This is a genomic window from Nocardia sp. NPDC057668, from assembly GCF_042799795.1.
Classification (GTDB): domain Bacteria; phylum Actinomycetota; class Actinomycetes; order Mycobacteriales; family Mycobacteriaceae; genus Nocardia.
Genome location: NZ_JBHVIC010000005.1, coordinates 649,646 through 662,083 on the forward strand (window position 1 = coordinate 649,646; position 12,438 = coordinate 662,083).

Consider the following 12,438-nt stretch of genomic DNA (forward strand, 5'->3'; position numbering starts at 1 on the left):
GGTCGCCAGGTGGCCGAGCCAATCAGCGGCAACTGCCGCACGGTACGGCCGCACGGCTGATTCGTCCTTCGCACAAGGATTTACATTGACCTACCCGAACAACCCCTATCCGCAGCAGCCTCAGCAGCCCGGCGGATTCTCCTACCCCCCGCAGCAGGGCGCGCCCGGCTACGACGCGCAGCCGGGATACGGCGGCTACCCGCAGCAGCAGCCCCAACCGGGTTACGGCGCACCGCAACCCGGATACGGAGCACCGCAGCCGGGGTACGGGGCGCCGCAGCAGCCCGCATACGGCGCACCCCAGCCCGGATACGGCGCTCCCCAGCAACCCGCCTACGGGGCGCAGCCGGGGTACGGCGCTCCCCAGCAACCCGCTTACGGCGCACCGCAACCCGGGTACTCGCCCTACGGCGCACCGCAGGGCGCCCTGGCCGACTGGGGCTCTCGCGTCGGCGCGTTCCTGATCGACGCGATCATCTTCGGGCTGCCGGGCGCGCTGCTGAACGTCATCGCGCGCGCCGCGTTCACCGAGCCGCTCAGCTGCGACTTCGACAGCACGAGCTACGAACCCTGCACCGGCGGCGGCCTGTCCGCCATCGGACTGGTGCTGCTCCTGCTGTCGATCGGCGCGAGTATCGCGGGCATGCTCTTCCAGGGCTATCTGGAAGGCACCTCCGGCCAGACTCCCGGCAAGAAGGCCCTCAAGCTGCGCGTGATTCGCGAGGCCGACGGTCAGCTGCTCGGCGCCGGGGCTGCCATCGGCCGCCGCTTCGCCCACATCCTCGACGCGCTGCCGTGCTACCTGGGCTTCCTGTGGCCGCTGTGGGACGACAAGAAGCAGACGTTCGGTGACAAGATCGTCAAGAGCATCGTGGTGAAGACCCAGTAATCCGGGGACCACCCGGCAATCCCCCTGAACACAGACTCGCGGCTCGCAGCGGAATCCCGCTGCGAGCCGCGAATGTCATTGCGTCCCGGGTACTTACCGGTGACTCACTTGCGGACGACGGTCTCCCAGCCGACCACGGTCTCGGGCAGACGCGGGGCCGGGCCGGTGTAGATGGCGGCCGGGCGGACGAGCTTGCCGAGCTTCTTCTGCTCCAGGATGTGCGCACACCAGCCGGCGGTGCGGCCGCAGGTGAACATCGCGGGCATCATGTGCGCCGGGACCTCGGCGAAGTCCAGGATGACCGCGGCCCAGAACTCGACATTGGTCTCGATGGCGCGATCGGGGCGGCGCTCGCGTAGCTCGGCCAGGGCGGCCTGCTCCAGGGCGGCGGCCACCTCGAAGCGCGGGGCGTCCAGGCGCTGGGCGGTGGCGCGCAGCACGCGGGCGCGCGGATCCTCGGCCCGGTAGACCCGGTGGCCGAAGCCCATCAGCTTTTCCTTGCGGTCCAGGATGCCCTTGACCAGCGCCCGCGCATCGCCGGACTTCTCGACGGCCTCGATCATCGGGAGCACGCGGGCGGGTGCGCCACCGTGCAGCGGGCCGGACATCGCGCCGATGGCCCCGGACAGCGAGGCGGCCACGTCGGCGCCGGTGGAGGCGATGACGCGGGCGGTGAAGGTGGAGGCGTTCATGCCGTGCTCGGCGGCCGAGACCCAGTAGGCGTCGATGGCCTCGGTGTGCTTGGGGTCCGGGTCACCCTTCCAGCGGGTCATGAACCGCTCGGTGATGGTGGTGCACTCGTCGATCTGCTTCTGCGGCACGGCGGGCTGGTAGATGCCGCGCGCGGACTGCGCGACATAGGACAGCGCCATGACCGAGGCGCGCGCGAGGTTGTCGCGGGCGGTGTCGTCGTCGATGTCCAGCAGCGGCTGGTAACCCCAGATCGGAGCGAGCATGGCCAGGCCGGCCTGCACGTCGACGCGCACGTCGCCGGTGTGGATCGGCAGCGGGAAGGGCTCGGCGGGCGGCAGGCCGTGGCCGAACTCGCCGTCGACCAGGAGCGACCACACGTCACCGAAGGTGACCCGGTTCGCGACCAGGTCCTCGATGTCCACGCCGCGGTAGCGCAGCGCGCCGCCATCCTTGTCCGGTTCGGCGATGTCGGTGGTGAACGCCACCACGCCTTCGAGGCCGCTGACGAAATCAGCTGGGATGACAGGGCTGGCCGCAGCGCTGGCAGTCATGTTGTGACTCTCCTTGCAAGTCGGGCCGCCCGGTCTCTGGGCGGCCACGCCGATCTCCTAGACCTTAACGCGCGCATTACTCCGGAGTAACCTCTGGCCCATGCCCGACCAGGAGAATTACGCCACTCCCGACCTCGACCTCTCGGCCCTGCGGGTGGAGTACGGCGTGGACGCCGGAAGCAACCATCCGGGCCGCGATACCGACCTCGACGAGAGCTGGCTGGCGCACGGCTGGGAACCGTTGCTGCGCAATTGGATCGAGCACGCGACCGAGGCCGGGGTGGTCGATCCCAACGCCATGGTGCTGGCGACGGTCGAGCTCGCCGAGACGGGTCCGCGACCGGCCTCGCGGACCGTGCTGTGCAAGGGGCTCTCGCCCGAGGGTGTGACTTTTTACACCAATTACGACTCCGCGAAGGGTCGCCAGCTGCTGGCGACCCCGTACGCGTCGGCCACCTTCGCCTGGCCCGCGCTGGGCAGGCAGGTGACGGTGCGCGGTCCGGTGCACCGGGTCGCGCCGGAGGTGACCGAGGTCTACTGGCGGTCGCGCCCGCGCGGCTCGCAGCTGGGGGCGTGGGCGTCGCGGCAGTCGCGGACCGTGCCCTCACGCGCGGAGCTGGATCGGCAGCTGACCGACACCGAGGCCCGCTTCGAGGACGTCGAGTCGATTCCGGTGCCGCCACAGTGGGGCGGGTTCCAGCTGCGGCCGGAGTACCTGGAGTTCTGGCAGGGGCGGCGCAGCCGGATGCACAACCGGTTGCGGGTCACCCTGGAGCCGGGCAACACCGATGTCGCGGCCATGAAGGTGGAGCGATTGCAGCCGTGACCGGAGGCGGACGGCCACTCCCGCGTCCCATCCCGGGTCACGGGGGCTGAACGATGCGCAGTGCCCGCCGGGCCACCCGTGCGCGCCCGAACGGCACTGCCGCACAACCGCATCGACGACGCCGTCCGACAAGGTAAAAACTCGTGGGATGAATCACGTCCAAATGATGGGATGTTTCTACCTAAACCCCTAGGCAGCTGGGGTTTTTCGCCGCTAACCTCACGCCGGTGAAGCTGCTCGCCGACATCACCCCCCTGAAGAACCCGGACTTCCGCCGGTTGTGGACCACCGGCGTGGTCACGGTCATCGGCGCGCAGCTGTCGGTGGTCGCGGTGCCCAAGCAGCTCTACGACATCACCCACAACTCCTCGTATGTGGGCCTTGCCGGGCTCTTCGGCCTGGTGCCGCTCGTGGTCTTCGGCCTCTGGGGCGGGGCGCTGGCCGATGTGATGGACCGGCGCAAACTGCTGCTCATCACGGGCGCGGGCACCGGCCTCACTGCGCTGGCGTTCTGGGCGCAGGCCGCGGCCGAGCTGAACAACGTGTGGCTGATCCTGGGCCTGTTCTCGGTGCAGCAGGCGTTCTTCGCGGTCAATCAGCCCGCCCGCGCCGCCATCTATCCCCGGCTGCTGCCCGAAGCGCAACTGCCCGCGGCCAATTCGCTGTCCATGACGGTCATGCAGTTCGGCGCCATCGCCGGACCGGTCATGGCGGGCATGATGATTCCGCTCAGCGGGCTGGCCACGCTGTACCTGCTCGACGCCCTGGCGCTGCTGGCCACGCTGTGGGCCACCTGGAAGCTGCCGCCCATTCCGCCCACCGGCGAGGCCAGGCGCGCCGGGTTGCGCGAGGTCGCGGACGGGTTCGTCTACCTGGCGACGCAGCGAATCCTGCTGGCCTCCTTCGCCGTCGACGTGGTCGCCATGGTGTTCGGCATGCCGCGCGCGCTGTTCCCGGAGATGGCGCAGGACAGTTTCGGGGACACCGAGACCAGCGGGCACGCCCTGGGGCTGCTGTTCGCGGCCATGTCGGTGGGCGCGGTGCTGGGCGGGGTGTTCTCCGGCTGGCTCACCCGCATCCGGCGCCAGGGCCTGGCGGTCGTGTGGCTGATCGTGCTCTGGGGCCTGGCCATGGTCGGTTTCGGCGTGGCCGTCGGGGCGGCGGGGCACGGCCTCACCGTCACGGTCGCCCTCTGGATCGCCTTCGCCTGCCTGGCCTTCGGCGGCGCGGTCGACATGTTCTCCGCCGCCCTGCGCACGACGATGCTGCAGTCGGTGGCGACCGACGAGATGCGCGGCCGCCTGCAGGGCGTGTTCATCGTGGTCGTCGCGGGCGGTCCGCGCATCGGTGATGTTGCGCACGGTTTCGCGGCAGCCGCCGTGGGTACTGCCGCGGCCGCGGCGGGCGGCGGCGTGCTGGTGGTGATCGGCATGGTGGTGGCCGCCCTGGTCTTCCCCGCTTTCATCCGCTACCGCGTGGCCCGGGCCCATTCGGAGGTGCGTGGCTGATGGCCGTGACCACGGCCGACGCGCGCGCACACCGGCGGCCCGGGAGACACGCCCGGGTGTTGTGATCAACGTGGCCGATCGCGCGGAGGGGGCGGTTCATGCGGATAGCACATGACCGCACCGCACCTCACGTCCGAACGAAGCGACTGTGAGGTAGTAATCGACCACCCTCATTACTCGGGCGTACTGGACAGCGACTAGCGTTGAACCAAGCGCGTCGTCGCCATCCGCGTCCGATGCCTATGGTTTCAAGCCTGAGAGGGATCCTTCCGTGCCCGCTGAGAACATCATCAACGTCGACGCAGACGCCAAGCCGGTGTTGTCCTACCCCGGTGGCGAGTACCCCATGACGGTCGCCAAGGCGGTCGAGGGCAACGACGGGATCGACCTGGGCAAGCTGCTCGCCAGCACCGGGTTCGTGACCTACGACCCCGGCTTCATGAACACGGCGGCGACCAAGTCGTCCATCACCTACATCGACGGCGAAGCGGGCATCCTGCGCTACCGCGGCTACCCGATCGAGCAGCTGGCGGGCAAGTCGACCTTCATCGAGGTGAGCTACCTGCTCATCTACGGCGAGCTGCCGACCCCGGCCCAGCTGGACGACTTCACCAACCGCATTCGCCGGCACACCCTGCTGCACGAGGACCTCAAGCGGTTCTTCGACGGCTTCCCGCGCAACGCGCACCCGATGCCGGTGCTGTCGTCCGCGGTGAACGCGCTGTCGGCGTACTACCAGGACTCGCTCGATCCCCGCGATCCCGAGCAGGTCGAGCTGTCCACCATCAGACTCCTGGCCAAGCTGCCCACCATCGCGGCCTACGCCTACAAGAAGTCGGTCGGCCAGCCGTTCCTGTACCCGGACAACTCGCTGAGCCTGGTCGAGAACTTCCTGCGCATGACCTTCGGCTTCCCGGCCGAGCCGTACGAGGTCGACCCCGAGGTCGCCGCGGCGCTGGACATGCTGCTCATCCTGCACGCCGACCACGAGCAGAACTGCTCGACTTCGACTGTGCGCCTTGTCGGTTCGTCCGACGCCAACCTGTTCACCTCCGTCTCCGGCGGCATCAACGCGCTCTGGGGCCCGCTGCACGGCGGCGCGAACCAGGCCGTGCTCGAGATGCTCGACGAGATCAAGGCGAACGGCGGCGACGTCAAGGAGTTCGTCCGCAAGGTCAAGAACAAGGAAGACGGCGTGAAGCTCATGGGCTTCGGGCACCGCGTCTACCGCAACTACGACCCGCGCGCCGCGCTGGTCAAGCAGGTCGCGGACACCATCCTGGCCAAGATCGGCGGCGACGACCAGCTGCTCGATATCGCCAAGGCGCTGGAAGAGGCCGCGCTCACCGATGAGTACTTCATCGAGCGTCGCCTGTACCCGAACGTCGACTTCTACACCGGCGTGATCTACCGCGCGATGGGCTTCCCGACCCGCATGTTCACCGTGCTGTTCGCCATGGGCCGCCTGCCCGGCTGGATCGCGCACTGGCGCGAGATGCACTCCGAGCCGCTCAAGATCGGCCGCCCGCGCCAGATCTACACCGGCTACGAGGAGCGCCCCTACGTGGGCATCAACGAGCGGTAGTGAGCTCGGCGACCTGAACACTCGAAACCGCCCCCGGATCTCCGGGGGCGGTTTTTCGTTCTCCCGATGATCTTTACGGGGCGCCCGGCGATTCTCAGGAAAAAGCCGATGCGAGTGGACCCGAATTCATGGGATGGTTCGGTCATGGCATCGAACATCACCCTGCGCTCTGCCACCGAGAAGGACTTCCCCGCGATCGTGCAGCTGGCCGAGATCTGCTTCGGCATGCGCTACGACCCGCCCGAGATCGAGAACATCCCCGGCATCTTCCCCATCGAGCGCGCGATCGTCGCCGTCGACGACGGGCAGATCGTCGGCCACACCGTGGACCGCGTCATGACCCTGACCGTGCCCGGCGGCGACACCGTGCGGGCGGCCGGCGTCTCCGCGGTCACCGTCGCGCCCACCCATCGCCGGCGCGGCATCCTGCGCTCGCTCTACATCGAGCAGCACGCGCGCACCGAGGCCGAGGGCCTTCCGCTGACCATCTTCACCGCCAGCGAGGGCACCATCTACGGCCGCTTCGGCTACGGCCCGACCACCGCGATGAACGAGGTGTCGATCGACCGGCACCGGGCCGAATTCCGCCCCACCACACCGGATCCCGGCGGGGTGCGGCTGGCGACGCTGGACGAGTCCAGGGACCATCTGCGCGCGGTGTACGACCGCTGGCGGCGGCAGACGCCCGGCGGGCAGGATCGCCCGGACGCCAACTGGAACATCTGGTTCGCCGACACCGAGCGCTACCGCGACGGGGCCTCCACCCTGTTCGTGCTGACCCATCCGGACGGCTACGCGCTCTACCGCCGCAAGTGGGGCGAGCACGAGAACGTCACCACCGTCGTGGAATTGCGCGCGGTGACCACCGAGGCGCACATCGCGCTGTGGCGGGTGCTGCTGAGCCTGGATCTGACCGACCGGATCGAGGCCTCGCTCACCGACGACGACCCGCTCCCCCACCTGGTGACCGATCCACGCCTGGTGCGCGTCAAGGGCCGCTACGACGGCCTGTGGCTGCGCGTCATGGACGTGCCCGCCGCGCTCACCGCTCGCACCTACGGCGGCAACCTGGATCTGGTGCTGGGCGTGGAGGATTCGTTCCGCGACGCGGGCGGCGCCTTCGCGCTGCGGGTGCGGGACGGGGTGGCCGAATGCGAGCCGACCACGCGCCCGGCCGACATCGAACTGAGCATCGATACCCTCGGCAGCCTCTACTTCGGCGCGCACCGCGCCCGGGTGCTGGCCGCCGCCAACCGAATTCAGGCCAAGGACGGTGCGCAGCTGGCCGCGTTCGATCGGGCGCTGAGCACCGAACGCGACGCGGAGCTCGGCTGGTTCTTCTGATCCGGTGGCCGGAGGCGCAGTGCCACAGCGCAACTGATTCCGGGGGCGGCGCGGCCGGGCGGCAAAGAGACTGCCGCCCGGCAGTTTCCGTCCCGCCGGGGTGGGTCCCCGCCGGGTCGATCTCCCGGCCGGGTCGATCCCCGGCCGGGGTCCGGCGGGCTCGCCTACTTCTCGGCGATCTTCGCCCGGAACGGGCCGCCGGTCCTGTCGAACAGCGTCTCGCCGTCGGAGGCCAGTGGCATCCGCACGGGGTCGGCGGTGAACGTGCCGCGCGGGACGGCGGCCGGGGAGCTGTCGCTCCGGCTCGAGTCGATGCGGGTGATGCCGAATCCGGCGCCGGACAGGTCCCTCATCGAGAATGTTTGCTCATGCTTTGCCTCTGATCACTCGGCATTCCTGTACGGACACCATTCTCGATAGAGAGGTCGTTACTTAGCGAATTGCCGAAGATTAACGCTGACGCAGGGCGCAACCTACCCTCGCCGGGTGATCCCCGTGCTTCCGCATCCACCCCCGGCAGCGCCCGCCACCGATAAGTCAGGGTTTTCCCGGTGGTCGGCAACGCTGCGCGCTGGCATGCTGGAGGACGTGAAGCCGATCCAGCTGATTCTGAACATCCTGTGGTTAGTACTGGTGGGATTCTGGATGGCGGTGGGCTACGTGATCGCCGGACTCATCTGCTGCATCCTCATCGTGACCATCCCCTGGGGCATCGCGTCCTTCCGGATCGCGACCTTCGTGCTGTGGCCCTTCGGCCGCGAAGCGGTCGAGAAGCCCGGCGCGGGCGTGCCCTCGATGCTCGGCAATATCGTGTGGCTCGTGGTGGCCGGCTGGTGGCTGGCGCTGGGGCACCTGTTCACCAGCATCGCGCTCGCGATCACCATCATCGGAATCCCGTTCGCCTGGGCCAATCTCAAGCTGATCCCGGTGTCGCTGTTCCCGCTCGGACGCGAGATCGTGCCCAGCGATCGTGCCTGGGGCGCCGCCGCCTGAGACCCGCGGCGCGCGAGGCGGTTTCGAGGCGAGCGCGGTCCGATCCGCGCTCGCTCACTCCGATTCGGCGACGATGGTCTTCATGATGGAGACGGCCTCTTCGAGCACCGCGAGCTGATCCGGGGTCAGCCCGCCCAGCTGTTCGGTCATCCAGGCCTCGCGGGCGTGGGTCTCATCGGCGATGAGAGCGCGGCCCTGCTCGGACAGCGACACGATGATCTGGCGGCCGTCGGTCGGATGCGGATTGCGTTCCACCAGATCCATTTCCGACAGCGAGGCGATCACGCGGGTCATCGACGGCGGCTGCACCCGCTCCCGGGCGGCCAGGGCGCCGGGGGTCATGGCGCCATCGCGATTGAGCGTCGCGAGCGCGGAGAGCTGGGTCAGCGAAATCTGGGCATCGGCGCGCCTCCCCCGCAGATGTCGCGTCAAGCGCACCACCGCCAGTGAGAGTTCACCAGCGAGCGCTCGAATATCGGAAGGCGTTGTCACAGAGGCAAACGATACGGGACCACCCGCGCCCGGGACGGCGGTTCGCGGGGGTCCGCTCCACCCCTTCTCCCCGTACCGGACCCCGTACGCGCGGACGGGCGCGGAACCGACCGGTACCCCGTACTCGCCCCGGCCCCGGCCGCGCTCCCCCTATCGCCGCCCAGCACCCTCCCAGCAGCCCTGCCCGGTCGCCGGGCAGCGGATCGCGAGCCGGTGCGCCACACCGGTACCAGGCCCGGCCGGGAGCACACCCGGGCGCGGGCCGCCCGGCCTTCCTGCTCGCGAAGTTCTAGGCTGGATCCCGTGAACCAGCCCGAGCCGCCCGCCGTGCCCGAGATCCCCGCACGCTTCACCGATCCGCGCCCGGTCCTGGCCATCGGCGGTCTCGGCTTCCTGCTCGCGACCATCGCCGTCTACGTGAACGACGACTGGGCCACCGCCCGCCCGGTCTGCCTCATGGGCATGGCCGTCGGCCTGCTCGGCTACACCCTGTTCGCGATCCAGCGCCGCGGCTCCCGCCGCGGCGACAAGGGCGCCCAGCTCGGCCTGGAGTAAGTGGTCAGCGGATATCGAATTCGGCGCTGACGCCGGTGAAGGGGTGCAGGGCGCCGTCGGAGGTCAGGTTGTCGGCGAAGTGCTGGAAGCGGTAGCGGCCGGGAGCGGTGTCGGCGGGGATGTCCCAGGTGAAGCGGGCCACCGACGCCGCGCTGTCGCGCTTGCTCCAGAAGAACTTGACCGGCCATTCGCCCTCGTTGGCCACGCGGGTCCAGCCGGAGCCAGCCGCGCGCTGGATCTCGAGGAACGTGCCGTTGCGGCGCGGGTTGTGCTTGGGGTGGGCCGAGACGAACTCGACCGAGGCCTGGTCGCCCGGCGCGTAGGACCCGGCGGGCTGGGTCAGGACATCGCCGAAGGCCGCGCCCGCGGGGGTGGCGTCCGGTCCGGGGGGTGACACCAGGTTCGGCTGCATGCCGGAGACGTCGCGCGGGGCCGGGCCGCGGGGAACCGGCTGGTTCTGCGCGAAAGCCGTTGCCAGCCGGTGGAATTCCTGCTGGTAGGCCGGAAGGGTGTAGCGGCCGTACAGGGTCGAGCCGCCCTCGTACTGCTGCGCGTCGTATTCCTCCGGGGTGGCGACGTATTCGTGATAGGCGTTGGCGTAGCCCTGCATGAGCACCCGCTCCAGCGGCACGCCCAGCGCCTCGGCGACCGTGCGCCGGATACGCAGGCCGGCCACGACCGTGAATTCCGCACCGCCGCAGGCGAGGTAGAGCTCTCCGATGCGCACCAGCTGGAGCGGCACCACGCTCGGCACCCACGCCACCGGCGGCATCAGGCCCAGCGGCGCCACGATCGCCTTGGGCGCCTGCGCGTCGGCCAGCCAGCCCGGCACCGGCGCGTTCGCGCCACCGAGCGCGTCCACGAACGGGTTTCGCACGCCCTCGGGGATCGGGACGCCCGGCAGGCCCGGCCCGTCCTCCACGCTGCCCGCGATGAGCGAGACGCCCGCGCAGGCCGGCGCGGTGTGCCGGGGCTGGCCGCTGTCGGTCCAGCGCCCGTCCACCGCGGTGTCGGCGATGTCGATGTAGCAGAGCACGCTGCCGACCGGGCCCCCGATCGAGCGCGCGGCGCTCAGCGCCGACTTTCCGGCGTGGTACTGGCGCTCGCCGATGATGCGCGTGTTCTCGAACTCGTCCTCGGTCGGCCCGGAGGTGGGGCTCAGATTCAGATTCGGGGAGATGTCACCCGGATTGGTCTGCGGGAAGGCGGCCACGAAGTCGGCGCCGTCGAGATAGCGCACGCCGTGCTCGGTGTGCTCGAACGCGTACGAGGCGTAACCCTTGTTGTCGGCGCTGATGAGCCGGTTCTTGTTGCTCATCGAGGTGTTGTGGGTGGCGAACCAGGTGATCGCGCCGACCGGGCGGCCGCCGCGGCGCAGCGAGAGCACGGTGACATTCGGATCGATGCCATTGGGGAAGTGCGCCTTGTCGGCTTCGGGATTGCGATCGAAGGCGATCTTCGAGCGGTTCACGCTGGCGTCGTGCAATTCGCCGTGGCCCAATTCCAGGGTGCCGGGTGCGAGATCGGCGTCCGCGGCGGCGATGGCCTCCACGATCGCGGCCACCTCGATGTCGTACACCTGCTGCTGGAAGCCGAGGATGGAGAGGTTGTAGGCGTAGTCGTGGGCCGCTCCGCCGCAGGTCGCGTGCGAGTGCGTGGAGGTCAGCACCACGTTCTGCTCGGTGTAGCGGTCGCCGAAGCGCTGGGCCAGTGCCTGCATGACGCCGCGGTGCACGGACTGGAAGATCATGCCGTTGTCGGCGACGACGTAGGCCAGGCGCTGACCGTCGGTGACGAAGACGAACGCGCGCACGCGGGGGCGCAGATGGATGCCGGCGGTGTCCTGGCCGAACTGCGAGTAGCCCATCATGCCGCACTCGGCCGCAGGGCCGGTTATGTCGGAAATGCCCACTCCGACCAGGTATTCGCCGGATTCGGCGCGCGCCGGAGTCTCCGGTAGCGCGAGGTTCGCGGCCACCGCCAGCACGGCCGCGCCCGCGCCCGCTCCGGCGAGCACCGTCCGGCGCGACACCGCACGCGAAACCGGCTCGGTCCGATCGTCCCCGGCCGTTCCGTTGTCCGACAGCGCCATTCGCGCCTCCTCTCGTCCTGGGTGCGAGCGAACCATACAACTGGACATTCGTCCAGGCGAGATTTTCCGAGCACGCGAATTGACTGGGCGCTTCGCGGAGGCTTAACTCCCTGGAGTGTCCTCCCGATTGAGCGTCGAAGAACGACGGGCCCACCTTATCGAGGCAGCCATCGGCCTTGCCGAAAAAAAGGGCGTGGCAGGAGTTACCACGCGCGATGTGGCGCAGGCTGCCGGTGTTTCGCTCGGTGTGGTGCATTACTGTTTCGAAAACAAGGACCAGCTGATGACCGAGCTGGTCAAGGCGCTTTCGATGGAATTGCGAGATTCCGTCGACGCCAACGAAACGGTATGGCAAGACGTCGGAACCGGAAAAGAAGCGCTTCAAAAATTGGTGCGCGTCGCCCTGGAACTCATGTGGTTGAACATCGAAGCCACACCGGAACGCCAACTACTCACGTACGAAACGACTACCTACGCACTTCGCGAAGGTGAACAAACTCCGGCAAAACTCGCGATTGCCCGCGAGCAGTACACGTTCAACGACTCCACCCTCGGTGATGTCATCGAGCATGCCCGCGAAGCCACCGGCACCCAGTGGAACGTTCCCGTCGGCACGCTCAGCCGCTTCGTCCTGGCCACCATCGACGGCATCGTGCTGCGCTGGCTCGTGGACAATGACAGCGCCGCGGTCCGCGAGCAGCTCGATGTGCTCGCCGGCATGGTGAGCACGCACGCTTCCTGAATCGATTCCCCTGGGCCGCAAGCCCATCCACCGCATCCCGGCGCGGGCGGCTCTTCGGAGCCGTCCGCGCCGGACCAGTTCGCGGGCCGATCGAGCGCTGCTCCGACTCCGGCGCAACCGCACGCCCGCGACCGCGCAGCGGGGGCCGGTCGGCACCGGCCCCCGGCG

12 protein-coding genes are annotated in these 12,438 nt (G+C 69.1%); 8 read left to right on the forward strand and 4 right to left on the reverse strand.

Annotated elements, in window-relative coordinates; all coding sequences use genetic code 11:
• Positions 1 to 85 precede the first annotated feature (85 nt).
• The gene (locus ACFVBH_RS30185) at positions 86 to 889 is read left to right on the forward strand and encodes an RDD family protein (RefSeq protein ID WP_354984445.1); all 804 of its coding nucleotides are present in this window, start codon (positions 86 to 88) and stop codon (positions 887 to 889) included.
• A gap of 104 nt (positions 890 to 993) precedes the next feature.
• Here ACFVBH_RS30185 and ACFVBH_RS30190 read toward each other — a convergent pair whose 3' ends face one another.
• Positions 994 to 2,133: a citrate synthase 2 gene (locus ACFVBH_RS30190; RefSeq protein WP_354984444.1), complete on the reverse strand. Its 1,140-nt coding sequence runs from the start codon at positions 2,131 to 2,133 to the stop codon at positions 994 to 996.
• 100 nt (positions 2,134 to 2,233) lie between these two features.
• On the opposite strand from ACFVBH_RS30190, the gene pdxH reads away from it, so the two are divergent.
• The 4 genes from pdxH (at position 2,234) to ACFVBH_RS30210 (ending at position 7,396) form a co-directional block, all read left to right on the forward strand.
• Positions 2,234 to 2,959, forward strand: coding sequence for a pyridoxamine 5'-phosphate oxidase (gene pdxH / locus ACFVBH_RS30195; RefSeq protein ID WP_354984443.1), 726 nt, complete (start codon positions 2,234 to 2,236; stop codon positions 2,957 to 2,959).
• Between the two features lie 227 nt (positions 2,960 to 3,186).
• Positions 3,187 to 4,467: an MFS transporter gene (locus ACFVBH_RS30200; protein WP_354984442.1), complete on the forward strand. Its 1,281-nt coding sequence runs from the start codon at positions 3,187 to 3,189 to the stop codon at positions 4,465 to 4,467.
• A 271-nt stretch (positions 4,468 to 4,738) separates the two neighbouring features.
• Positions 4,739 to 6,052 carry a citrate synthase gene (locus tag ACFVBH_RS30205; RefSeq protein ID WP_354984441.1) on the forward strand — a complete coding sequence of 438 codons (1,314 nt, stop codon included), beginning with the start codon at positions 4,739 to 4,741 and terminating at the stop codon, positions 6,050 to 6,052.
• Between the two features lie 144 nt (positions 6,053 to 6,196).
• Positions 6,197 to 7,396 (forward strand): GNAT family N-acetyltransferase, encoded by a 1,200-nt coding sequence (locus ACFVBH_RS30210; RefSeq protein ID WP_379006773.1) that lies wholly within the window; start codon positions 6,197 to 6,199, stop codon positions 7,394 to 7,396.
• 164 nt (positions 7,397 to 7,560) lie between these two features.
• Here ACFVBH_RS30210 and ACFVBH_RS30215 read toward each other — a convergent pair whose 3' ends face one another.
• The gene (locus ACFVBH_RS30215; RefSeq protein ID WP_379006775.1) at positions 7,561 to 7,749 is read right to left on the reverse strand and encodes a hypothetical protein; all 189 of its coding nucleotides are present in this window, start codon (positions 7,747 to 7,749) and stop codon (positions 7,561 to 7,563) included.
• Positions 7,750 to 7,972: 223 nt separating this feature from the next.
• Here ACFVBH_RS30215 and ACFVBH_RS30220 point away from each other — a divergent pair, with 223 nt between their 5' ends.
• Positions 7,973 to 8,389, forward strand: coding sequence for a YccF domain-containing protein (locus ACFVBH_RS30220; protein WP_379006777.1), 417 nt, complete (start codon positions 7,973 to 7,975; stop codon positions 8,387 to 8,389).
• A gap of 54 nt (positions 8,390 to 8,443) precedes the next feature.
• On the opposite strand, the gene ACFVBH_RS30225 is transcribed toward ACFVBH_RS30220, so the two are convergent.
• Positions 8,444 to 8,881 (reverse strand): MarR family transcriptional regulator, encoded by a 438-nt coding sequence (locus ACFVBH_RS30225; protein WP_354984439.1) that lies wholly within the window; start codon positions 8,879 to 8,881, stop codon positions 8,444 to 8,446.
• Between the two features lie 303 nt (positions 8,882 to 9,184).
• On the opposite strand from ACFVBH_RS30225, the gene ACFVBH_RS30230 reads away from it, so the two are divergent.
• Complete coding sequence (locus ACFVBH_RS30230) at positions 9,185 to 9,436, forward strand: DUF2530 domain-containing protein (protein ID WP_354984438.1); 252 nt, start codon at positions 9,185 to 9,187, stop codon at positions 9,434 to 9,436.
• Between the two features lie 4 nt (positions 9,437 to 9,440).
• Here the strand turns inward: ACFVBH_RS30230 and ACFVBH_RS30235 are convergent, their stop codons facing one another.
• Positions 9,441 to 11,528 carry a neutral/alkaline ceramidase gene (locus ACFVBH_RS30235; protein ID WP_379006782.1) on the reverse strand — a complete coding sequence of 696 codons (2,088 nt, stop codon included), beginning with the start codon at positions 11,526 to 11,528 and terminating at the stop codon, positions 9,441 to 9,443.
• A 127-nt stretch (positions 11,529 to 11,655) separates the two neighbouring features.
• On the opposite strand from ACFVBH_RS30235, the gene ACFVBH_RS30240 reads away from it, so the two are divergent.
• Positions 11,656 to 12,270 (forward strand): TetR family transcriptional regulator, encoded by a 615-nt coding sequence (locus ACFVBH_RS30240; RefSeq protein ID WP_354984436.1) that lies wholly within the window; start codon positions 11,656 to 11,658, stop codon positions 12,268 to 12,270.
• Positions 12,271 to 12,438 lie beyond the last annotated feature (168 nt).